Source organism: Paenibacillus sp. UNC496MF (assembly GCF_900113915.1).
GTDB lineage: Bacteria > Bacillota > Bacilli > Paenibacillales > Paenibacillaceae > Paenibacillus_Z > Paenibacillus_Z artemisiicola.
The window spans coordinates 154658-177439 of the sequence record NZ_FORE01000018.1 but is presented as its reverse complement, the minus strand read 5'-3'; the positions used below and the strand labels follow the sequence as shown (position 1 = coordinate 177439).

The following is a 22782-nucleotide window of genomic DNA, read 5'->3' as shown; positions in this document are numbered from 1 at the left end:
ATGACGGCCCAGCCATGCTGCTGAAGCTAGCGGACTATTTCGCCAAGCATCCGGAAAGCACCATCGGAAGCTGATGGGAATCATCGCGGACCAGATGGCCAAACTGAGCTTCAAAAGGTGTACTTGTACAAATAAACATCTCAAAAAAAGACTGCTGAATTTCAGCAGTCTTTTTGTTCAATTTACGCGCCGAGGTCTACCCCCGGGATGCTGGTCAATTCTTCTGGAGCAAATCGTTGACTGTTAACCAAATTACCGAATTCATCAATACCATATACAGAAACTAAAGCATTCGGGCCAAGGCTTTCAGAGGAAGTGGAGACTTGGACTTCATAAGCAACGTTGCCGGCAATCATGAAAGTTCTCACCTCATAACCACCAGTTGGTACAACAAAGCCATCAACGTAGGCGACATAAAAAACGTCCGAGTCGACCGAAGCAATAATCTTAACAAGCACTGTTGTGTCGGCCGGGTCAATATTACTGACGTTTAAAACAATATTGGAAGCAGCTGTGCCAAAATCCCGGGTATTGGTCACAACACCTGTCGAATATGCAGGCATCTGAGATGGGGAACTTTGCGGAACGAAAGTGATAAAAGTCGAAGCGGCACCAAGATCGATTGCCGTAATCAGCGTATTCGTTTGCGTATTAAAGATAGCCATGAAATCACTGGCAGTCGTTGTAATGAGTTTCGAGCCGTCAGGTGTAATCGCCATACTTGTTGGTACAGCGCCCAATGGTAGATTGGTGGGTGTAAAAGTAGTTGTATTTACTGCTACAATTCTTCCAGGAGATAAATTAGCTACATAGTCTTGACTACCAAAATCAGGTGTAATGACCTGATTATTCGGATTTTCTCCTATTGGAATTGTGGCAATTACCGTATTGGAAGGGATGTCAATAACAGATAAGTCCCCACTACTTAAATTAACAACATACACGCGACTTCCAATAGAATTAATGTCGACCTTAACCGGTGTGGTACCTACAGTTATCATTGCAATTTGGGAGCTCAACCCGACATCGACGACAGCAACTTTATTATTTGGGTTGATGATCATGTTGCCGGGTATTGCAACATAGACCGAATTGCCGTCTGGACTTACGGCTAAATCACCAGCAATGCCATCGATAGGGAAGAAATTGATTACGCCGTTCGTGATTGTACTGAACATTGAAACTGCTGAATCATTTCCTATGAAAAAAAAGTTTCCATTAGGAGATAATTTCATCACGGATATATTCGGCCCAATAGGTACGGTATTGACGAGTGTATCAGTGGCCGTATCAATGACGGATACCGTACCGCTGATGTTCGCCGAATAGGCTAGTCCATTGGGCAGAATAAATATTTGCTTTGGTTGGTTAGATTTACCGTTGCTTACTCCAAGAGGAATAACTGCAACAATTGTTTCGCTGGCCAAATCTAACACGGAGACCGTGCTATTAAATTGGTTCGCTAAATAAGCTTTTTGAAGATCGGGTGTCAATGCTATCCAATTGGTATTAAAACCAATCGGGATGGTTGAAAGCACAACGTTAGAATCGACGTTAACAATGGCAATCGTTTCATTGTCTTTCGCCACATAAGCAATAGTAGGCAATCTGTCTTCCTCCTTGAAATTGGATAAAAATGGAAACGTTTTATTTTATGATGCTGCCGAATTAATTGATTGGACATGCGCTGAATTTTTCCGAAAGGCCAATATAAGGGTAAAAACAAAACCCCCGCAGCTCAAGCGGCGTGGGTTTTCTACAGCACCTGGAATTATTTCTTAATGATTTGGATTACTTGCATTTACTAATTTTGAACTCCAGTGTTCGTTGTACAATCCCCAGATGCAAATCAAGATCTGCCTCCGTCGCCTCATGCTCGCCACGTCTCCCTTGAAGCAAGTAGCGATACCGGTGTCCCCTCACAGGATTATCATCAACCCACATTTTATGTTCTTTCATGACATGCTTGGATTTCTCCAATTCAACAAGTATGCATTTGCCGACGATCTTGCCGATTGCTTGGGTGAGGCCCTTGGTTTCTTCAACGAATTCTTCGGCACTTTCCAACGCGGAAAGCAGAGCAATTCGAACATTCAGAGCAATGATTGGGTCAAATCCATTCATGATAACCATTCCTAACCGGCTTGTTATCATTATTATATGCGAACGTATGTTCCTTATTCAATCCTTTTGATCCTAATTTCTCTCTTTGCTCTGTTACAAAATATTTGGGGGAGCTTTTCGTCTTCTAGAGGAGAGGATCATCATGTGTGGAGGATATCCGTTTAATGTAACGCTTGAAGAGCTCATGAGGATCTTCTTGGTTGAGCAATCCAATTATCTTTTCTGATTCCATTCCCTTCGCTACCCTGTATCGAAGAACGTACGAAATGTCAAAAACAATGGAGCAAGCCTTGAAGTTGCATTGAACTCTAAATAAGTTTGAAAACGCCTAGATGAAGCTAATCACCTACACAACAAAAAAAAAGCCCCCGCGAGTTATTATCGCTGGGGCTATTCTCGCAAGGGAGGCCTACTGTCCGGTTAGCAGACCTTAACGGTAAGCGATGCTATTGAACCAGGAGGTTGGCGCAGCTGGGATTTCAAATGGATTACTTAACAAAGTACTCCCCGCAAGACGATTACTAACAGAATGAACAATACAAGAATTATGCCGAGTACGTTGCCGCCGCCGAAACCACCGACAGGTCCACAACCTACTCCGCCTACTCCGCCAACACCAAACATTGTGGTCAGCTCCTTTAATTGAGGTACACCGCAGTATATGTTCATAAGGGTATGGTGCATGGGCTGTTGTCAGAAAGGGGCGAACGTCAGGTAAGGACAACCGGCTTCTATTAGTTACCGTCCGTCACGGCAACTGAGCGGGTTATAATGGCATTGGGTGATGAAATGTTTCTGTCTCTAATGCTGTTGCATTACGCGGCCGGAAACGAGCCGTCACAGACGGCTCTTCTATTTCGTTTCTTCTATATATATGCATAAAAACATGAATAAATATTCGGCTTTAGAGTTACCGTATTAATGATCAAATGTAGCAAGAGTCCCCGCTGTAAACCGATCCACAAAAGCCCTACAAATGGGAGCCACAAAAAAATGTGCCCAATCCGTGCCCAATAGTGCATTATTTGCTTGTTGGATAAAGTTGGAAAAATAAAAAACCCTTGATTATCAAGGGCTTGAGGGCTGTTAAGTGGCGCGCCCGATACGATTCGAACGTACGACCTGCAGTTTAGGAAACTGTCGCTCTATCCTGCTGAGCTACGGGCGCGCGGCAAGGATAATAATAGCATGAAGGGCACGGCCGGCGCAACTTGCGGAAAGCGCGATTTTAGTCATGCGGGACGATCGCTCCGGGCGCGCCCGATTAGGTCTGGCTTTGATGCGAAATTAGTTCTAAAGACGGATGAAACGAGTCGCGAATGGCGAAGATCTGTTGAACACTGTCGAGAGATTAACAAGGATTATCCAATATTTATCGACAAGATTTTACAAAAATAACAACCATAAGCGTATATAATAAAGATGTTACTAAGTGTAACCGAAGCTGATGCGATAGGAGCGTTCCCAGGGCGTCATGAACGACAAAACGAAAATACTCCACGAATTGCAGGTGCTTCGCACGAAGCTATTCGAAATGGCCGAAGCACGCGGTAGCTTAACGGACCCTGAGGTACTTGCCATTAGTGAGGAAGCCGACCAACTCATTGTAATCCTGCAGCAGATGCAGAAGGATGAACTGCTTCGCGGCTCAACTAAGAACGCCCTCGCAAACGACGGAAGAACCGGGTAAGCAAATCCGCGCATTCCTGCCGCAGCAGCCCGCCGACGAGCTCGGTCTCGTGATTGAAGCGGGGCTCCTGCAGCAAGTTCATTAATGTACCGGCACAACCTGCTTTCGGGTCGATTGTGCCGTACACCACTTTTCGGATCCGGCTTTGGACAAGCGCTCCCGCGCACATCGGGCACGGCTCCAGCGTGACGTACAGCGTGCAGTCCAGCAGCCGCCAGGCGCCCAGGTGCCGGCTCGCCTCGCGAATCGCGATCATTTCCGCGTGCGCGGTCGGATCCAGATTCGTCTCCCGCAAATTATAGCCTCTGCCGATAATTTCTCCGTTCTTGACGATCACCGCGCCGATCGGTACCTCGCCGATGGCTTCCGCCCGCTCGGCCTCCTCGATGGCAGCCCGCATCCATGTATAGTCGTCTTCCCTAAAGTAGTCGGTTTCGTTCACGTGACGTCCTCCGCTCGAACTGTAGTAGTGTAATATGCTCAGCCGACCTTGTTCGACTGTCGATAAAGCTCGAATTATGCTACGAACAAATATTCGTTGTTAACAGCATGTGTATAATAATGTGGATAAACTCGGATTACGCACAGAATTGCCAACATATCCCCTAGCCAATCTGTTAATAACCACGGGATATGTGGATAACTACTGTGGATGAATTGGATTCTTTGCGCGACTCCCGCCGAATAACGGAGCCGGCCAGTTGGGCGGTGCCGTTGAAAATGGCGCATGGAGTTGCTTTCATTTTTTTACAATTATGATATGATCCAAGTAGGATATCCACAAGCTTGAAAAGGGTGTGTCGCATCTTGTCGGTCAAGATTAAACTCTCTCTGATGATATCGCTAATCGTATTCGTCCTGCTCGTGCTCAATCTCATTTTGAACGAATATTCCACGAGGGTCAATCTGCGATCGGACGTCGAACGCAACATGGTGGCGATCAGCCGCCAGGTCGCCGCGGACGTCACGCAAAACGCGAGCGAAAACGAGTTTGTGCAATCCGTCTTGATCGACAAGCTGAGCATGGCGTCGTATTCCGCGTCGCAGCAGCTGCCGGCTGCCATGGAAGAGGTCACGAGAGCGCAGCTCGAGCTGGTCGCCTCCCGCGTCGGGATATCCCGGTTATCGGTCATGCAGAAGCGCGGCGACGAGTACGTCATCGTGCGGTCCACCGACAGCCGGGAGGAAGGCACCATCAGTCTGTCTTGGCGGCAGCGGACGCTGGTTCGCGAAGACCGGAGCGATAAGCACTACCAGTTCTGGGCCGCGCAGGACTCCCCGAACTTCTCCGGAAGCGCCGCGATGCTCGGACAGGAAACGTTCTATACCGACGACGGGCACGATTACGTGATCCGCTGCTACTTGGATAGCGAGCGGCTGAACGATTATCAGAAAATGGCCCATACGACCTCGTTTCTCGAAGATATGAAGGCCGGCAACCCCACGATTCTGGAGATTACGGGCTTTAACCCGAGCCTATTCAAGCCCGACGCCGAGATCCGCATCCCGTCCATTATTCGCAGCAAGGAGCTCGCGGAGCGGCCCGTTCCGTTCGGCACGTACGAATACCGCAGCCTGGAACAGGACGCGACCGACGTGAAGGCGGCGCTGAAGGGCAAGCACGTCTTCCGCTATACCGCGATCCATCACCGGGCGATCATCAAAAGCTTCATCCTCATCCAACAGCCGAAGCCGTACGTCATCGGGCTCGTGCTGGACAAAAAACCGCTCATGCGGCTGATGGACGAACAGCGCTCCAATCAGCTTTACATCTCCGCCGTCTTGTTATGCATCGTCGTCGTCTGCAGCTACGGGCTGTCGAACATGCTGCTGCGGCCGGTTCGCGCGATTTTATGGAAGGTGAACGAAGTGTCGGTCGGGCGGTTCGACAGCTCGATCGAAGTGAGGCGCAAGGACGAGCTGGGCCAGCTGGCGCAGCGCGTGAACGCGATGTCGAAAAATCTCGGCATCTATATGACGAAGCTAAGGGCGGCCTTCGAAGAGAACCGGTCCATGAAGGAATACTTGGAATCCTTCATTAATCATACGACCGACGCCATCCACGTCGTCGATCTGGACGGCCGGATCATGCAGGTGAACCGGGCGTTCGAGGAGATGTTCGGGTATACGACGGAAGAGGCGGTCGGGCAGGCGCTGCCGCTCGTGCCGGAGGCGCTCAAGGACGAGGAGCAGCGGACGGTCGAACAGCTGAAGTCCGGCAAGCCGCTGCCCGCCCGGGAGACGACGCGCGTCACGAAGCGGGGCGAGCGGATCGCGGTGAGCGTGACGACGTCGCCGATTCACGATCGCCACGGCAATCTGCGCGCGATCGCGAGCATCACCCGCGACATGACGAGCCGCAACGAAATGGACGAGCTGCTGCGGCGCTCCGAGAAGCTGACGACCGTCGGGCAGCTGGCCGCCGGGGTCGCGCACGAAATCCGCAATCCGCTGACCACTCTGCGCGGGTTCCTGCAGCTGCAGCAGGAGACGCGCAAGCTGAACGAGCGCCACGTCGATCTCATGCTGTCCGAGCTCGACCGGATCAATCTGATCGTCGGCGAGTTTCTCATCTTGGCCAAGCCGCAAGCCACCCGGTTCGAGGTGAAGGACGTCCGCTTCACGCTGGGCGACGTCATCTCGCTGCTGGACAGCCAGGCGCATCTGTGCAACATTATTTTCGTCACGGACTTCGGACAGGACGACTGCCGCATCTCTTGCGAGGAGAACCAGCTGAAGCAGGTGTTCATCAACGTCCTGAAGAACGCGATCGAAGCGATGCCGCAGGGCGGGGAAATCGCGGTCAACGTCCGGCACGAGGATACGTTCGTCCGCATCTCCATCACGGACCAGGGCATCGGCATTCCGGAGGAGAAGATCGCGAAGCTGGGCGATCCGTTCTATACGGACAAGGACGCGGGGACGGGCCTCGGAATCATGGTCAGCCAACGTATTATTCAGAGCCATCAGGGCCATTTTGAAATTAAGAGCAAAGTGAGCGTCGGGACGACGGTCTTGATTTCGCTGCCCCTGTATAAGGACGAGCTGAATTCCAATTCTTGACAAGAAGGAGTTCGCGCTTTCATGTACAATACATACAGGAGAGGTGAACGACATGCCGCGAACGGAAGGCTACCGGGCGCTGCTCGCGGGGGCGACCGGGCTTGTCGGCTTCCGGCTCCTCCGGCAGCTGCTGGAGGATCGGCGCTGCGGCGCGCTGACGGTGCTGACGCGGCGGCCGCTTCCTCCGATGCCGCAGGCCGGCGGGCTTCGGGACAAATTGACCGTCCTTACCGCGGACTTCGACCATCTGGAGCAGGCGCTCGCGGACGTCGAGGCGGACGTCGTCTTCTGCGCGCTCGGCACGACGATCCGCAAGGCCGGGTCGCAGAACGCGTTCCGCCAAGTCGAGCAGGCGTATCCGCTGGCGCTCGGGGAGTGGGCCAAGTCGCGCGGCGCCGGGAAGTTCATCGTGATATCCGCCATGGGGGCGAACGCGTCGTCGGGCATCTTTTATAATCGGGTCAAAGGCGAGGCGGAAGAGGCGCTTCGCGCCGTCGGTCTGCCGGAGCTGCATATCGTCCGGCCTTCGCTGCTGCTCGGGCGGCGGGACGAATTCCGGCTCGGCGAGAAGGCCGCCATGCTGCTCGGTCCGCTGCTGAAGCCGCTCATGCGCGGGGGACTGCGCCGATACCGGCCGGTCCGCGCGGAAGCGGTGGCGGCGTTCATGCGCCAAACGGCCGCCGCCGCGCCGATCGTCGGAAGCGGGCCGGCCGTCAAAATCTACGAGAACGACGCAATAACGGAAAGTAGCAAGTAGCCGGTATTGGTTCAGGGATCAAGTGCGGGGTGAACAAGTCAGTTGAGGATCAACAAGTTTATTAGCGAAACGGGGTACTGCTCCCGCCGGGAGGCCGACAAGCTCGTCGAAAGCGGTCGGGTCACCATCAACGGGGCGGTGGCCGAGCTCGGCAGCCAGGCGGAGCCGGGCGACGACGTCCGCGTCGACGGGAAGACGATCGGATCGCAGAAGCGCCATGTGTATATCGCGCTGAACAAGCCCGTCGGCATTACGAGCACGACGGAGGCGCAAGTGGAAGGCAACATCGTCGATTTCGTGGGGCACGCGGAGCGGATCTTTCCCATCGGAAGGCTGGACAAGGACTCGGAAGGGCTCATCCTGCTGACGAACGACGGGGATATCGTCAACAGGATTTTGCGGGCCGAGGGCAAGCACGAGAAGGAATACGTCGTCACGGTCGACCGTCCCGTCACGCCGCGGTTTCTGAAGGCGATGAGCGAAGGCGTTCGCATCCTCGGCTCGATGACGCTGCCGTGCAAGGTCGAGAAGGAATCGGACCGCGTCTTCCGGATCACGCTGACCGAGGGGAAGAACCGGCAAATCCGCCGGATGTGCCAGACGTTCGGGTATAACGTGCGCAAGCTTCGGCGCGTGCGGATCATGAACATCCTTCTGGGGCAGCTGGCAAACGGCAAATGGCGGGATCTGACGCAGGACGAGCTGGACAAGCTGTTCGGGCTGCTGGATTACCGTCCGGCCGAGTCGTCCGAGGAAGCGCCTTTTCCCGGGAAATAACGACAAAACCAACATCCGTTCGGGCGGGTTCGCCGGGCGGTGTTGGTTTTTTGTCTTCTCTGGGACCGATTCTATGAAAACGCGCAACCATGCGGCGCGGGCGGGACGGCGGAGCCGCTTCGTCTTGCCATCCTATAAAACATGAAGTAAAATTATAAAGGATTGTCCCCGCTTTGCATAGAGGTTTTCAAGAAAGTTTTCAACAAAAATATAAGTTCGGGCTGCAAGGCGTCTATCGGGGCCGAAATGCGTTTCGCTGCTTGGGCCGATATGGGATACATACCGTCGTGGTCGATGACACCAGACAAGCCGTCGCCTCCTGCTAGCGCCCGCCATTCATAATCGGAAGCATCCGAAGCCGGCCTTCGCCTTCTTCGGCATGCTCGCGGGCAAGACGATGGGCAGATTCGCGAAAAGATAGGCGAAAGGGCGGCACGGGCTGGCGATACAAGCGCGGCCGGCTGCCTTTCCGCTGTGGAAGAAAGGACCGTGGGCCATGACGAAATTACAAGATTTGCTGCAAGCCATCACCATAACCGATACGTTTCATGCCGGGGACAGCGAGATAACCGGCATTTCCTATCATTCGCAGAAAGTCGAGCCGGGCCAGCTGTTCGTCTGCATCACGGGCTACAGCACCGACGGGCATAAATACTTGGGCGATGCCGTGAAGCGCGGCGCGGTGGCCGCGATCGTCGAGCGGATCCAGCCGGAGATCGACGTGCCGCAGTACGTCGTGCCGAACAGCCGGATCGCCATGGCGCGGCTCGCGAGCGCGTATTACGGCCGTCCCGCCGACCGGATGACGATGATCGGCATCACGGCGACGAACGGCAAGACGAGCACCACGTACATGACGAACGCCATTCTCGAGCGGCACGGCTTCAAGACGGGGATGATCGGCACGGTCGTCGTCAAGATCGACGAAGAGCGGATCCCGGCCGAGCTGACGACGCCGGAATCGCTCGACTTGCAGGCGTACCTGAAGCGGATGGTCGACGCCGGCGTCTCCCACGTGAGCATGGAGGTATCTTCCGCGGCGCAGGAGGCGAACCGCGTCGAATCGGTCGATTACGACATCGTCTGCTTCAATAACCTGAGCCGCGAGCATATCGATTCGCACGGCACGTTCGAGAATTACTTCGCGGCGAAGTCCAAGCTGATCCGGGGTGCCGGCGAACGCAGCTTCGCCGTGCTGAACCTGGATGACGAATACGCGGCTTCCCTCGCAACCGAGACGCGCGCGAAGGTCATCACGTTCGGCATGAGAAGCGGCGAAGGCACGCTGCACTGCAAGGACCTCGACCTGTCCACCGGACGGGCGAAGTTCACGGTCGAGATTCTGAAGGCGTTCGAGGCGAACGGCGTCCGTCACGAGCCGGGCGAGTTCCGCGTCGATCTGCGCATTCCGGGCCTGCACTCCGTCTATAATTCCATGGCGGCGATCGCGATCGCGCTGCTGTGCGGCGTGTCCGTGGCGACGATTCAGGAGACGCTGCGCACCTTCGGCGGCGTGGAGCGCCGGTTCCAGTTCATTCACGAGGACGCGTTCACGATCATCGACGACCACTTCGCCAATCCCGGCAACATCGACGTGACGCTGGAGACGCTCCGCTACATGGACTACGAGGACTTCCATCTCGTCTACGCGATCCGCGGCGCGCGCGGCCCGATCATCAACCGCGAGAACGCGGAATCGATCGTGAAGTGGATGAACCGGCTGGAACGCCGCGAGCTGATCGCGACGCGGAGCCGGTCGCATGTCAACCGCCACAACGTCGTATCGGACGAAGAGACCGACGTGTTCCTGGAAGTCATGAACGAGGCAGGCATCGAGGTCAAGCTGTTCGACGAGCTGCCAGACGCGATCGGCGCGGCGCTGGGCGAGGCGAAGCGCGGCGACCTGATCCTGCTCGCGGGCTGCCAAGGCATGGATCCGGGCGCGGAGATCGCGCTGCAGCTGCTCGGGAAGCCGGGAACGGACGCGGCGGAGTAAATCCGTTCGGCGCCGAGCGGAGCGCGGGTAAGCGGCCGGGGAGCCGCTCGGCGAACGAGGCGGGAACCAACGAACAACGAACGATTATGTCTTCGAAAGATTATGTCATACGATAAAGGTTGTTGAATCATGGAACGTAAACGGTTAGGGGTTCTGGGCGGCATGGGCCCGAAGGCGACGTCCGTCTTTATCGACCTGATTATCGAAAGCACGGCGGCCGACCGGGACCAGGACCATATCGACATGGTGGTGCTGAACCACGCTTCGCTGCCGGACCGGACCCACGTGATCCTCGAGAACACGGGCGAGCTGTTCCTGCGGGAGATCGAGAAGGATATTCGGCTGCTGGAATACGCGGAGGTGGCGAACATCGCCATGCCGTGCAACACCGCGCACTATTACATTCAAGAGATGCAGGCCATGACGACGATTCCGATCATCGACATGGTGGAAGAGACGATGCGGGAAATCGTCGATACGTTCGGCCGCGGCGGCAAGGTCGGCATTCTGGCGACGAACGGCACGCTGCGCAGCGGCATCTACGGCGACTGCGCGCGCCGGTACGGAATGGTTCCGCATGAGCCGGACATGGACGTGCAGCAGCAGGTCATGAACATCATTTACCGCGACATCAAGCGCGGCATCCTCAGCGATCCCGCCGAGCTTGAGGGCATTATCCGCGATATGATCGAACGCGACGGCTGCAGCTGCGTCATCATCGCCTGCACGGAGCTGTCGATCGTCAAGCTCAGCGAGGAGGCGCGCAAGGTCAGCATCGACGCCATGGACGTGCTCGTCCGGCGGTCGATCGAGCTGTCCCTGCCCGCGCACAAGTCCGAGCTGTTGTAACGGGCGCGCCCGTAGCGCTGCGGCGAGCGGGAGTCCGCCACACCGCAACCCCGACGTACGGGTACGCCCCGCAGCGTGACGGCACGAGCGTCAGGGGCGCGAGTAACGTCAGGAACGCGGGAAAGTTTAGGTAACATCAGCAAGTTCGGCAACGCCGTCGGCAGCGAGCCGCCGCATACGCCAAAAAACCGCCGGGAGCTTCGCGCTCCCGGCGGTTTTTTCGTTTGGCCTTGTCGTATATCGTAGCTATTTCGCCGCGCCGGACGCCGGCACGCTGACGGTCTTGGACGCATCCGCGTATTTCCGGATGATCGAAACCTCGACGCGCCGGTTCTTCGAGCGGCCCGCGGCCGTGTCGTTGCTCGCGATCGGCCGGTATTCGCCATAGCCGATGTTGCTGAAGTTCTTCGGATTGAGCCGCTTGTTGTCGAGCACGATGTTCATGAACCGGATCGCCCGCATGGAGCTGAGCTCCCAGTTCGATTCGAACTCGTCGTTGTGAATCGGCACGTTGTCGGTGTGGCCGGAGACGACGACCTCGTAGTCGGAATACTTGGTCAGCATGTTCGAGATCTCGATGGCGAGCTTGCGCGACTCGGGCTTCACCTTGGCGCTGCCCGGCGCGAACAGGGAGCTGTCGCTGATCGTGATCGTCAGCTGCGATTGGTTGAGCTTCGTGTCCAGCGGGGTCGTGAGGCCGTTCGACTGAATGTATTGGTCGACCTGCTTCTTCAGATTCTCGAGGTCCTGCTGTTCCTGCTTCTGCAGGGCTTGGCGCTGCTGCTCCGACATGTCCTTCGTATCCTCGCGGCGCTTGATGTCCTGCGTGTTCTCCATCTGGTTCGCCTGCGAGATGATCGAGGATTGGTCCAGCACGCCGATGCCGCTGTTGAACGCGATGTTGAACGCCTTGCTCATGTCCTGGAACTTCTTCGAATCGGTGGAGCTCATGGCGTAGAGCACGATGAACAGCGCGAGCAGCAGCGTCAGCAGGTCGGCATAGGGGATCAGCCAGGTTTCGTCGGCGTGTTCCTCGTGATGCTCTTTCTTATGCTTTTTGCTCAATCGCTTCGGCCCCCTTCTGGCTCAGCTTGAAGCGCTCCGTCGGCGTGAGGAAGACGGACAGCTTCTGGTTGATCGCGATCGTGGAGACGCCGGATTGGATCGACAGCAGGCCTTCGACCATCATGAGGCGCAGTTCGACTTCGTTCTTGGACAGGCGCTTCAGCTTATTGGCGATCGGGTGCCATAATACGTAACCGGTGAATATACCTAAAAGAGTAGCGACGAACGCCGCGGCGATCGCGTGGGCGAGACGGCCCATGTCGCTCATGTCGGCCAGCGCCGCGATCAGGCCGATAACGGCCCCGAGCACCCCGAGCGTCGGCGCGTACATGCCGGCTTGGGAGAAGATCAGCGCGCCCGCGCGGTGGCGCTCCTCCGTCGCGGCGATGTCCTCGAGCAGGACGTCGCGGACGAGATCCTGGTCGTTGCCGTCGATGATCATCCGCATGCCGTTGCGGAGGAACGGGTCTTCGATCTCGTCGACCTTCGACTCGAGGGCGAGCAGGCCTTCGCGGCGCGTGATCGTCGCCCATTCCATGAACAGGGCGATGACTTCCTCGCGGGGGAGCAGTTTTTGCACGACGAAGATCATTTTGATCAATTTCGGGAATTTTTTAAGCTCGCTCAGCGGGAAACCGATGAATAACGAGGCGGCCGTCCCGACGATAATGATGATAAAAGCGGCTGGATTTACCAGGTTTTCGATCGGGGCGCCCTTGAGGACCATCCCGAGCAGAACGGCTACGAGTCCGAGCACAATACCGATTAACGTAGATTTTTCCATGACACACCTCGTCTAGTAATAAAGTCCCGACTATCGTCAACCGGCTGCTGCCGTTCAAGCCCGGAGGCGGGGTAAAAAGAAAAAGAGACACGCTATTTATATCGACAAAATCGGTCCGTAGATTAGAGCTGAGCGGATGTTTTAGGAGTTTTCGTCCCAATTCGTGTAAAATAGGGAGAAGCGGCTGGAAATTAGAAGCAGAGAGGCAGGCGGCGCAAAATGGGCGTGAAGCATGCGAGAGAATACGAGGATATTTTGGTGGAATTGAAGGACGCGATGCATTCGATCGGGGACGGCTACTTGTTCTTCGAGATGGAGACGTCGGAATGGGAGGAGCTCGGCGAGACGGAGCGGCTCGATCTGATGGAAGCGCTCGCGGACGACGTGTTCTACGCGCTCGGCGAGGATCCGGTGCTGCGCGTGGGCCAAGGCGTGGTCACGTACCGGCCGAAGCATCATATCATCGAAGTGTCCGTGGACGAGAAGGAGAGCCGGATCATCCGGTTGATCTAAGCCTGAAGACGGGGAGGGTGAAGCGGCGTGGCTAAGCTGGAGAAGCTGCCGGCGGAGGCGGCGGACCGGGCGCTCGCGGGGCTGGAGGGCTGGACGCGGGAGGACGGGAAATGGATCGCGGCCGGCTATCGGTTCGCCGGCTTTCCTGCCGCGATCGCGTTCGTCGGAAGGATCGCCGAGATCGCGGAGGAGCTCAACCATCATCCGTTCATCGCGATCGATTACAAGAAGGTGACGCTGCGCCTGACGACGTGGCATGCCGGAGGCTTGACGGAGCTGGACTTTCAGTCCGCGGAGCGCTATAACGAGATTTACCGAGCGTCGATTGCCGAGAACCGGTGATCGGCGTTTTTCGGGCGGAGGAGGCGTCGTGCCGGACGAGGAGGCGCGCGGGGTTGCGGCATGAGTTCGGTGCTGGACGCGAAGGCGTAGAAGCGTAGATGCGTGACAGCCCGGACCGGCGCCGGTCCGGTTTATAAGAAAAGCCCGCGGCTGGCGCAAGGGCGCAGCCGCGGGCTCGGCTATGCATGCCGACGAATGACAGCGGGCAATTTTCTTATTCTTCCGCGGACACCTTCGAGAAGAACGACAGGCTGTAAAGTGCTGCCAGACCGACAATAATGTACACGATTTTCGCCCCGACGGAATCTGATCCATCAAAAATCTCCGAAACGACATCATACTCAAAGAGCCCCACGATGAGCCAGTTCAGACCGCCGAGAATGAGCACAATCAAGCTGATGATGTTCAAAACTTTCACTGGATCCGCCTCCTTGTTGTCACTGGCTGTGACATTATTACGGTTATGCGGCGGAGCGGGATTTTAGCACGTTTTCGTTTTGTAAATTCGGAACCCGCACTCGTTTGACGGGCGTCCTTAGAGCCCTTCCTCGGGCAAGTAGCACATGCAGTATACCTCGACGACCCCGGTATGCGTCTGTTTCCCGTACGTGTCGGCGATGACGAATCCCGCCCGCTGGTAGGTGCGGATCGCGCGGACGTTCCAGGCGTGCACCTCGAGGTCGATCTCGTCGTGCGGCGCGCGGCGGATCGCTTCCGCCACGATGGCTTTCACGAACGGGACGCCGAGCCCGCGGTCGCACAGGTCCGGGCGAAGGCCGAGGCCGATGCGCGTTAGCCCGAGAAGCGGAAAGAACTGCGCGAAGCCGACGAACTCGCCGTTTTCGTCCAGGACGGCGGCGTACTGCCGGTTGCGGACGTCGGGATCGCCGAACTCCATGCCGAGCTCCAGCATGACCTGCCAGGAGGTCCAATTATAGAAGTCGAAGGGCGGCTCGTAGCGCCAGGTCGAGAGCTGCTCGGCCAGCTCCTCCGTGAGCGGCGCGACGCGGAAGCGGGGCGGACGGGCATTCGGTTGCGGGTAGGCCATGACGTTCGTCTCCTCGGCGGTAGCGGGGCGGCCTCGCGGGCGGGCGAGAACGGCTCCGGCGCAAATGCGAATATAGTTCCTTCATACTACCAAATCCGGCGGGACGAGGAAAGCGGGACGGGCAACTCGGGAGCGGAATCGGAATGAAGTCGGGACTAAGGCGGGGACAAAGTCGGAGGGAAAGTCAGGATGAACCCGAGATGAAATGCGGATAGAAACGGGAATATTCAGATCCAGAACAGGACAAATCGGAAAAAAGACGCCCGCGGGGAGCGGGCGTCTTCGGCTGTCGCGCATGCCGATCCGCCGCTAGGCGGCGAATCGTTGGCTAATGCGGCAGCGCGGATGGATGGCGGAGCGGCGGATTAGTAGCGGTCCATGATCAGCTGCGTTTTCAGCGAGTCCTGGGCGAGGAACCAGCCCTTGCTTTGCAGGAAGCTGATCAGCTGGTCATGCATCGTGGACGCCGTCGACGCGCTGTCCGTCTTGAAGGAGGCCTCGACGACATACTCCGTGCCCGTGCCGGCGGCGTTCTTGATCGGCCAGACTTCGATGTACAGCTTGAGGCCGCTCCAGGTGCCTTCGGAACGCTTGGCGAGGACGGGGCCGAAGTAACGGGAATCTTCCAGGTTGTCCGTGCCCCAGTCGTTGTTCAGCCAGTCGTTGAACTTGTCCGGCGCGTTGTTGACCATCAGGCTGCGGGCGTCGCCGATCGACGGCAGGTCCATGCCGCTGTAGCCGGATTTGCTGCCGCTCTTCGTGCGGGTGATGCTGAGCGTCTTCTTCTGGTAGCCCCACTCGACCTGCGCCTCGTAGTTGTCGTCGCCGCTGTCGAAGCCGTCGTTGTTCGCTTGCGTCAACGCGGCGTTGATGTCGTTGTTCGCGATCGTGTAGCGCTTCTTGTAGCTGAGCTCGAAATCGTCCTCGCCTTCCGTCTTGCGGATGCGCGGGCTCCAGCCGTTGTTGTAGATCTCCTTGCTGTCCGTGTCGAGGAACGCGACGTTCATCTTCGTGACCGTGGTCGGCATCGCGAACGTGCTGAGGACGGTGCTCGTCAGCTTGAAGTCCGAATCGAGCACGGCGCTCGGATTCAGCAGCAGCTTCACCTCGTAGTCCGGCACCATGTTGCTTGCCGCGTGCGCGGGCGTCGGGGCGACGCCGGCTTCCGTGACGAGCGATGCGCCCAGGGCGACGATGACGGCGGCCGTACCTAACATGCGTTTGAACATAAATTCATCTCCTCTATCGATTGTTGGCCCTTTCAAGGCCCGTTATGATCGTAGGGCAGTTTTGTTAACGGATTTTCTATGGAAGATATAGGAATTGTAAAGGTTTTCAGATGGTCGAAAAGGCGGCCGCGATGCGCGCGTCCCCCCGAATGCGGTATAATGCTGCTAAGGACAAGATAGGAAAGGCGGATTGAATGAGTTGAATTCCATCGTATCGTTAAAATGGCTGCTGGCCCGCATGTATGAAGCCGACATCGTGATCGTTGACTGCCGGTTCCAGCTCGGCAAGCCGGCCTCCGGCCGCGAGGCCTACGAAGAATCGCATATCCCGGGGGCCGTGTACCTGGACCTCGAGAAGGACCTGTCGGCGCCGATCGAGGCGCACGGCGGACGTCATCCGCTGCCGGACATCGCGCAGCTGACGGGCACGTTCAGCCGGGCCGGCATCGGCAACGACAAGCGCGTCGTCGCGTACGACGATCAGGGCGGCGCGATGGCATCGCGGCTCTGGTGGCTGCTCAAGTACCTCGGACACGAGGAGGTCTATGTGCTCGACGAGGGATTCACGGCGTGGAAGAATGCCGGATTCCCGGTCAACGCCGAGCAGCGGACGCTTATCCCTTCGCCGTTCTTCGCGACGGTGCAGCATAACCTGCTCGTGGAAATGGACGAGGTGCGGGAGAAGCTGGGCCATGCCGACGTGACGCTCATCGACTCGCGCGAAGCGCCGCGCTACCGCGGCGAGGTCGAGCCGCTCGACCGCAAGGCCGGCCATATCCCGGGCGCGCGCAACCGCTTCTGGGCCGAGGGCCGCGGCGCCGACGGCAAGTGGAAGGACGCCGAAGCGCAGGCGGCGCGGTTCGAAGGGCTGGACAAGGACCGCGAGACGATCGTGTACTGCGGCTCGGGCGTGACGGCGTGCCCGAACGTGCTGGCGCTGCGGGAAGCGGGCTTTACGAACGTGCGGTTGTACGCGGGGAGCTGGAGCGATTGGATTACGTATGAGGGGAATCCGGTTGCGACGGGTGAAGTGGATCCAAAAGACGAATAGCAGTACTTTTTAATGACGAATACACCGCCATTGTGCCCAAAGGCTCTGGCGGTGTATTTTTATGCCCCGAAGTCAACATGAGTCAACAATGCGGGCTTGAAGATGATTGCGCGGATTCTTGCCATAAGTGACGGCGAAAAACAGGTGGTATGTATTACAACACAACACTAAACATATAAGCGGTGCTGGGTTTATCGAATCCATCGAGGAACACTTCTGCAATCCAGTATTTGTCCGGGTATGGAATACCAACGCCTTGACCCAGTATGATATTGCGGGTGACATCGTACATTCTGCCGCCATCAGTGCCTTCATCATCGTGCATAGCATCGATATCGCCGGAGAAAGTGGCAAATGCGAATTTGGAAAGATACGGTGGACCGGGTTTATCCGCATATTCAGACGTAAAGTCAACATGCATAAAACCTTCCGGCACCGGGGTGTCAGCCTTCATAAACCGCCCCCAAAAACCATGCCAAGGCTCAACATCGACCCCTCGTCCGTAATGATGTCCAAGCAAAACATCATGGTCAAAGCCGGATTTATACGGAGTCAAAGCATGGAGTGTGCTTATTACATTCTTGAGGCTTGCTTTCTTCTTCTCGTGATATTCTTCGTCAGTATCGCTGTGAAATAGGCGATCATCCACGCCAATAAAGCGCATTGCCGGCATTTGCTTGTATTCGAAATTATCAACCTTGAAACCAGCTTGTTGACGTTTTACCATATCGGGCATGAACAAGCACCATTGTACTTGGGCATCACAGTTTTTCAGATGATTGATATACCCGTATACATCAACGCTATCCGTGCCAGTTTGCCCTGTCTTGCCGCCTGCTACTTGTTCCCGCACATTGCGTTCGCGCATTGTGGTAAAATCGGTGAACATTCTTGTAACCTCTTGGGAAAGCCGCGCATCCAAACGTACGCCGGATAATTCCCTGTCAAAATCGTCCAACGCCTTAAACACAGGCGCATTGACCACGCCGGATGGTTCAAGCTCCTTTAAATACAGGCGAAGTCGGGCATTTTGTTCTTGGAATCGCGCTAAGACGCCCTGCACTAAGATTTGCTCGTTTTCAGCCAGCTTTTCTTCCGTCCATTCCGAATCATCCATTAACCATCCTGTAAGCTCATCAAATACGCCCGGATTCTTCCCTCTTGCTTTTCCAGCCCAGCCAACAATCCGGTTATACTTATCGGCGGCAGTTAATTGTTCATCCTGTTGCTTGTCGATGTCGTTCCAATCCATCCAAATAAATTCGTCAACAAGCCGATATGGCATGCTAAATCCCCCCTTGTATGGTGAAATTAATAGACAGCGGATGAAAGTTACGCTAGACGTCTGCTCTTAAAAAGGTTTCTACCTATGAATTTGCATCAACAAGATAAGGAAGTCAATTCCTAAATATAAAATGAATGGAAAAAATTTTGCTATTGGAGCGCCCTTTTTGGATTTTTCGTTCAAAGCTAATATACTCCGCGGTCCCCGACATTTTATCCCGCCCCATCGGCGGTCAATCATGTTACTATGGAATAGGTTTCGAGAAGCGAGAAGGGGGTTACATTCTGAAAGCAAACCGGATGGAGGCCTTCAGCGACGGCGTGTTGGCCATCATTATCACGATTATGGTGCTGGAATTCAAAGTGCCGGAAGGCCATAATTGGCAGGCGCTCATCGCGTTAGGACCGAAAATCGTCAGCTATATTTTCAGTTTCGTCTACGTCGGCATCTACTGGAACAATCATCATCATCTGCTGCACATGGTTCGCAGAATGAACGGGCAATTAATGTGGCTGAATCTGCTGCTGCTCTTCTGGCTGTCCCTGGTGCCGTTCACGACCGCGTGGATGGGGGAAAGCCGGTTTGCCGCTACGCCTACGGCGCTCTACGGGATGATTCTGCTGTTCTCGGCCGTCTCGTACCGGTTTCTTCATCTGGCGATCTTGAAGCAGCATGACGCTTCGTTCGCCGCGGCGATCGGCAATGGCTGGAAGGTGAAATTATCCCCGCTGTTCTACTTGGCCTCGGTGGGGACGGCGTACATCAGTACGTGGATATCCGGCTTCTTGATTATCCTCGTGGCCGTCATGTGGCTTGTGCCGGATAAGCGAATTGAGCATGCTTTGGGAGACGGCAAATAAGCAAGGCCCTCCTTTCGGCTAGAAGTGCATCGCCCCTGCGGCGTTGTGCTTCTTTGCGTTGCATGCCCGGCGGCTTGGATGAATAACGAGAGCCAATCGGTATTCTAAAGCCTTGCTCGCGCGTTCCCGCGGCGACGGCGAAGAGGCCGGGAGGCCCGCCGTAATGGCGAGCCTCCCGGCCTTGTTGCGTGCGCGGACCGATTATCGCAGCAAACGCTTGCAATTAGAAGCTTCCGCGCGAATAGCGGCGCTGCGCCGAACGGCGTCCGGGACGCTTGCTTGGGCGGAACCGGAACTCGGCTCCGAGAGACCGACGCGGCGTAAAGGATCAAGCGGCTAAATGGTTAATGGCGCGAACCGCTGCAGGGGCAGTAAATTTCTGGGAGGCGAAACAGGATTCCAGCGCCTTCGCGTTGAATTATTTAAACTTTGATGCGCGCGACGACCGATTATCGTTGGAAACGAACTTATTTCGTGGGAGGCGGCGGCAAGCATGATTCAATTTCCGAAACCGGACGTGGAGCAGTTTTTCCAAACGTATGTCATTCGCGACTTTGCGGTGGCGAAGGACGAGAAACGGCTGATTTTCAGCAGCAATCTGAACGGCCAGCCCAATCTGTGGGCGATGGATCTGCCGGATGCGTACCCTTATCCGCTGACGTACAACAACCAGAACGCGAACGCGATCGAGATCGACCCGCGGGGGCGCTTCCTGCTTGCCGGCTTCGACCGGGACGGGGACGAAAACTACCATATCTACGCGCTGCCGGCGGAAGGCGGGAATCCGCTCGAGCTGATCGAGGGCACGCCGCAGGAGAAGTTTTATGCCGTGAAGCTTTCGAAGGACGGCGAACGTCTCTATTACGTCACCTCGAAGGACAACCCCAACTTCCTGAATGCGCGCGTGCGCCATCTGGCCGCCGGAGAAGACAAGCTGGTGTACGAAGGCCGCGAACAGCCGACGTTTCTGGAGGCGGTCAGTCCGGACGAGGACAAGTTCGTCGTGGCCAAAACGTTCGCCAACACGCATCAGCTCGGCATCGTCTTGGCCGGCGGCGAAGAGACGGTCGTATCCCCGAGCCCGGAGCGGGTGCAGGTCAGTCATGATTTCCTCTTCACGGATAACGACACGCTGGTGTACGTCACCGACGTGAACCGCGACTTTGCCTACGTGTTGGCCTATAATCTGGCCACCCGCGCGTATGAGACGGTGTGCGAATTCGACGGCGAAGCGGTATCCGGCATTAAGTGGCACCAGGCGTCCGGGATGCTGTACGTCTGGACGGAGCGGGGCACGGAGCATCGCATGTACGCGAAACCCTTGGCAGGCGGGGAAGCCGTGCCGATTCCGCTCCCGGTGGACGTCGTGGAGAAGGCCGTCGTCGCCGACTCCGGCGCGGTGTACATCCTGGGACGAGGCGCCGTGCAGCCGTTCAACCTCTACCGCTACGCGGACGGGGAGTGGACGCGGCTGACGCAGAACCGGGTCACCGGCCTCGCCGAGGAGAATCTGGTCTATCCCGACGTCGTGCGGTATCCGTCCTTCGACGGACTCGAGATCGAAGCGCTGCTCTTCAAGGCGAAGGCCGACGTCGCGAACGGGTATACCATCTTCTGGCCGCACGGCGGGCCGCAGGCATCGGAAGGGAAGTTCTTCCGGGCGATGTTCCAATTCATGCTGGCCTACGGCTACAACATCTTCGCGCCGAATTTCCGGGGCAGCACGGGCTACGGTTCCGCGTTCGTCAAGCTCGTCGAAGGCGATTGGGGCGAAGGGCCGCGGCTCGACTGCGTGGCGGGGATGGAGTGGCTGTTCGAGCAGGGCATCTCGAGCCGGGACAAGCTGTTCGTCGTGGGCGGCAGCTTCGGCGGGTACATGACGCTGCTGCTGGCCGGGCGGCATGCGGATTATTTCCGGGCGGCGGTCGATATCTTCGGGCCGAGCAACCTGTTCACCTTCATGGATTCCGTGCCGGAGGACTGGAAGCCGCTCATGGAACGCTGGCTCGGTCATCCGGAGCGGGATCGGGAGCGGCTGACGAAGGATTCGCCGATTACGTATTTGCGGCAGATGGTCAAGCCGATGCTGGTCATCCAAGGCGCGAACGACCCGCGGGTCGTGAAGGCCGAGTCGGACCAGATCGTCGCGGCCCTGCAGGCGCAGGGGACGGAGGTCGAGTACATGGTGCTGGACGACGAAGGGCACGGCTTCTCGAAGCGCGTCAACGAAATCGCCGTGTACCGGCGGATGCTGGCGTTCCTGAACAAGCATCGGGCTTGACTCGCTCGGCGAATCGGCCAGACGCCGCGCGCCATCCGCGCGTCCGCGCAAAAGAAGAGACCGGGATGCCCGCAGCGGCGGCGTCCCGGTCTTTTTTATCAATCGCTTCAGCCCGTTACGCCCGACGCGCGCTTAACGCCGCCAGCGCGTGCGGGTTGAAGCCTTTGGCGATCAGCCAGACGGCCAAGGCCATCTCGTTCGCCGCCACGGGCAGGCACAGCAGACCGCCCCACACGGAGAGCTGCGGGATGACGCCGAACATCTCGAGCAGGGCGGCGAGGAACACGAGCGCCGCGCCCGTCAGGCCCAACGCGGGAATGAAGCGGGGAACGAGCCGGGACCGCCAGAAAATATAACTGTACAGCATGGTGTTGAGGCCGAGCATGAAGTTGGGGCCGAGCAGGAAGGTCCAGTCGTGGACGGCTTTCAGCAGCGTGCCGGACGCTTGGTAGGAAGCGGCGTCCGCGGCGCCTCCGGCGACGTAGGCTTTGCTCAGCGTGAGCAGCGACAGGACGCTGACGACGCCGACCGTAATGAGCGCGGCCTCCATGAACCGGAAGCATACGTGGCCGAGCGCGAGGCTTTCGTTATACCGGCGCAGGTACGGAAACATGAATACCGCGGTGCCGACCGCCGAAGCGACGAGAATCAATTCCAGCAGCGCGCCCAGGATGACTTGGTTGGCGTGGGCGGCGCCGTTCGTCAAGTAATCCGATCCGTTCAGGATCGGGTCGTACAGAACAAGGCCGATAACCGAAGCGACGGCGGCGAGGATAAAACAGATCCCGACGATGCGGGCCGCGCGGACGGGCGATGGCATGATTCGTTCCCTCCATTTGATTAATCGCGTGTACCGTGTTCCCCGTAATAGAACACCTCTTCCAGCGGCAAGCCGAAGGCGAGGGCGATGCGAAAAGCAAGCTCGAGCGAAGGGGAGTAATTGCCCTTTTCCAGCGCCACGATCGTTTGCCGCGTGACGCCGACCTTGTCAGCCAATTGCTGCTGCGTCATTTCGCCGTGATCGAACCGTAATCTGCGGATGTGGTTGCCGACAAGATGTTTGCCCAT

The 22782-nt window shown here is 57.0% G+C and carries 23 protein-coding genes and 1 tRNA gene; 11 read left to right on the top strand and 13 right to left on the bottom strand.

Annotation, left to right across the window (positions count from 1 at the left end):
• Window positions 1-182: 182 nt before the first annotated feature.
• The 3 genes from BMZ79_RS29000 to BMZ79_RS28990 all read right to left on the bottom strand — a co-directional run bounded on the left by BMZ79_RS29000 (window position 183) and on the right by BMZ79_RS28990 (window position 3292).
• On the bottom strand, window positions 183-1607 hold the full coding sequence (locus BMZ79_RS29000; protein ID WP_090647426.1) for a beta-propeller fold lactonase family protein: 1425 nt from the start codon (window positions 1605-1607) through the stop codon (window positions 183-185).
• A 184-nt stretch (window positions 1608-1791) separates the two neighbouring features.
• A complete protein-coding gene (locus tag BMZ79_RS28995) occupies window positions 1792-2124 on the bottom strand; it encodes a hypothetical protein (protein WP_143089146.1) in 333 nt (110 codons plus the stop codon).
• Window positions 2125-3215: 1091 nt separating this feature from the next.
• A tRNA-Arg gene (locus tag BMZ79_RS28990) sits at window positions 3216-3292 on the bottom strand.
• A gap of 306 nt (window positions 3293-3598) precedes the next feature.
• Between BMZ79_RS28990 and BMZ79_RS28985 the strand changes: the two genes are divergently transcribed.
• Window positions 3599-3814: an aspartyl-phosphate phosphatase Spo0E family protein gene (locus BMZ79_RS28985; protein ID WP_090647423.1), complete on the top strand. Its 216-nt coding sequence runs from the start codon at window positions 3599-3601 to the stop codon at window positions 3812-3814.
• On the opposite strand, the gene tadA is transcribed toward BMZ79_RS28985, so the two are convergent.
• Window positions 3777-4256: a tRNA adenosine(34) deaminase TadA gene (tadA, locus tag BMZ79_RS28980; protein ID WP_256253210.1), complete on the bottom strand. Its 480-nt coding sequence runs from the start codon at window positions 4254-4256 to the stop codon at window positions 3777-3779. The two genes, BMZ79_RS28985 and tadA, sit on opposite strands and share 38 nt — an antisense overlap.
• A 392-nt stretch (window positions 4257-4648) precedes the next feature.
• Between tadA and BMZ79_RS28975 the strand changes: the two genes are divergently transcribed.
• The 3 genes from BMZ79_RS28975 to rluF are packed head-to-tail and all read left to right on the top strand — an operon-like array spanning window position 4649 to window position 8411.
• Complete coding sequence (locus BMZ79_RS28975; protein WP_143089144.1) at window positions 4649-6877, top strand: PAS domain S-box protein; 2229 nt, start codon at window positions 4649-4651, stop codon at window positions 6875-6877.
• A gap of 52 nt (window positions 6878-6929) precedes the next feature.
• Window positions 6930-7634, top strand: a complete 705-nt coding sequence (locus BMZ79_RS28970) for an NAD(P)H-binding protein (protein ID WP_090647498.1) — start codon at window positions 6930-6932, stop codon at window positions 7632-7634.
• Between the two features lie 42 nt (window positions 7635-7676).
• Window positions 7677-8411: a 23S rRNA pseudouridine(2604) synthase RluF gene (gene rluF / locus BMZ79_RS28965; protein WP_090647418.1), complete on the top strand. Its 735-nt coding sequence runs from the start codon at window positions 7677-7679 to the stop codon at window positions 8409-8411.
• Between the two features lie 152 nt (window positions 8412-8563).
• On the opposite strand, the gene BMZ79_RS34560 is transcribed toward rluF, so the two are convergent.
• Window positions 8564-8719 (bottom strand): hypothetical protein, encoded by a 156-nt coding sequence (locus BMZ79_RS34560; protein WP_177222399.1) that lies wholly within the window; start codon window positions 8717-8719, stop codon window positions 8564-8566.
• Window positions 8720-8907: 188 nt separating this feature from the next.
• Between BMZ79_RS34560 and BMZ79_RS28960 the strand changes: the two genes are divergently transcribed.
• On the top strand, window positions 8908-10407 hold the full coding sequence (locus BMZ79_RS28960) for a Mur ligase family protein (protein WP_090647416.1): 1500 nt from the start codon (window positions 8908-8910) through the stop codon (window positions 10405-10407).
• 129 nt (window positions 10408-10536) lie between these two features.
• The gene (locus BMZ79_RS28955) at window positions 10537-11256 is read left to right on the top strand and encodes a cysteate racemase (protein ID WP_090647413.1); all 720 of its coding nucleotides are present in this window, start codon (window positions 10537-10539) and stop codon (window positions 11254-11256) included.
• A gap of 246 nt (window positions 11257-11502) precedes the next feature.
• Here the strand turns inward: BMZ79_RS28955 and motB are convergent, their stop codons facing one another.
• Window positions 11503-12321: a flagellar motor protein MotB gene (gene motB, locus BMZ79_RS28950; RefSeq protein WP_090647411.1), complete on the bottom strand. Its 819-nt coding sequence runs from the start codon at window positions 12319-12321 to the stop codon at window positions 11503-11505.
• Window positions 12305-13105 carry a flagellar motor stator protein MotA gene (gene motA / locus BMZ79_RS28945; RefSeq protein ID WP_090647408.1) on the bottom strand — a complete coding sequence of 267 codons (801 nt, stop codon included), beginning with the start codon at window positions 13103-13105 and terminating at the stop codon, window positions 12305-12307. Before motA ends, motB begins: the two co-directional genes overlap by 17 nt.
• A 219-nt stretch (window positions 13106-13324) precedes the next feature.
• On the opposite strand from motA, the gene BMZ79_RS28940 reads away from it, so the two are divergent.
• Both BMZ79_RS28940 and BMZ79_RS28935 read left to right on the top strand, forming a co-directional pair.
• Window positions 13325-13618, top strand: coding sequence for a hypothetical protein (locus BMZ79_RS28940; RefSeq protein ID WP_090647405.1), 294 nt, complete (start codon window positions 13325-13327; stop codon window positions 13616-13618).
• A gap of 27 nt (window positions 13619-13645) precedes the next feature.
• Window positions 13646-13960: a 4a-hydroxytetrahydrobiopterin dehydratase gene (locus BMZ79_RS28935; RefSeq protein WP_256253208.1), complete on the top strand. Its 315-nt coding sequence runs from the start codon at window positions 13646-13648 to the stop codon at window positions 13958-13960.
• Window positions 13961-14174: 214 nt separating this feature from the next.
• Here BMZ79_RS28935 and BMZ79_RS28930 read toward each other — a convergent pair whose 3' ends face one another.
• From BMZ79_RS28930 to BMZ79_RS28920, 3 genes are all read right to left on the bottom strand, one after another.
• The gene (locus BMZ79_RS28930; RefSeq protein WP_090647403.1) at window positions 14175-14378 is read right to left on the bottom strand and encodes a DUF378 domain-containing protein; all 204 of its coding nucleotides are present in this window, start codon (window positions 14376-14378) and stop codon (window positions 14175-14177) included.
• A gap of 117 nt (window positions 14379-14495) precedes the next feature.
• Window positions 14496-15008 carry a GNAT family N-acetyltransferase gene (locus BMZ79_RS28925; RefSeq protein WP_090647400.1) on the bottom strand — a complete coding sequence of 171 codons (513 nt, stop codon included), beginning with the start codon at window positions 15006-15008 and terminating at the stop codon, window positions 14496-14498.
• A 365-nt stretch (window positions 15009-15373) separates the two neighbouring features.
• Window positions 15374-16237, bottom strand: a complete 864-nt coding sequence (locus tag BMZ79_RS28920) for a hypothetical protein (protein WP_090647398.1) — start codon at window positions 16235-16237, stop codon at window positions 15374-15376.
• Window positions 16238-16436: 199 nt separating this feature from the next.
• Between BMZ79_RS28920 and BMZ79_RS28915 the strand changes: the two genes are divergently transcribed.
• Window positions 16437-17288 carry a sulfurtransferase gene (locus tag BMZ79_RS28915; protein WP_090647396.1) on the top strand — a complete coding sequence of 284 codons (852 nt, stop codon included), beginning with the start codon at window positions 16437-16439 and terminating at the stop codon, window positions 17286-17288.
• Between the two features lie 154 nt (window positions 17289-17442).
• Here BMZ79_RS28915 and BMZ79_RS28910 read toward each other — a convergent pair whose 3' ends face one another.
• A complete protein-coding gene (locus BMZ79_RS28910; RefSeq protein WP_090647394.1) occupies window positions 17443-18573 on the bottom strand; it encodes a hypothetical protein in 1131 nt (376 codons plus the stop codon).
• Between the two features lie 284 nt (window positions 18574-18857).
• Between BMZ79_RS28910 and BMZ79_RS28905 the strand changes: the two genes are divergently transcribed.
• Both BMZ79_RS28905 and BMZ79_RS28900 read left to right on the top strand, forming a co-directional pair.
• On the top strand, window positions 18858-19433 hold the full coding sequence (locus BMZ79_RS28905; RefSeq protein ID WP_090647493.1) for a TMEM175 family protein: 576 nt from the start codon (window positions 18858-18860) through the stop codon (window positions 19431-19433).
• A 493-nt stretch (window positions 19434-19926) separates the two neighbouring features.
• Window positions 19927-21714 (top strand): S9 family peptidase, encoded by a 1788-nt coding sequence (locus BMZ79_RS28900; protein ID WP_090647391.1) that lies wholly within the window; start codon window positions 19927-19929, stop codon window positions 21712-21714.
• A gap of 115 nt (window positions 21715-21829) precedes the next feature.
• On the opposite strand, the gene BMZ79_RS28895 is transcribed toward BMZ79_RS28900, so the two are convergent.
• Both BMZ79_RS28895 and BMZ79_RS28890 read right to left on the bottom strand, forming a co-directional pair.
• Window positions 21830-22534 carry a DUF4386 domain-containing protein gene (locus tag BMZ79_RS28895; protein ID WP_090647389.1) on the bottom strand — a complete coding sequence of 235 codons (705 nt, stop codon included), beginning with the start codon at window positions 22532-22534 and terminating at the stop codon, window positions 21830-21832.
• Between the two features lie 20 nt (window positions 22535-22554).
• On the bottom strand, window positions 22555-22782 hold the full coding sequence (locus BMZ79_RS28890) for a helix-turn-helix transcriptional regulator (protein WP_090647386.1): 228 nt from the start codon (window positions 22780-22782) through the stop codon (window positions 22555-22557).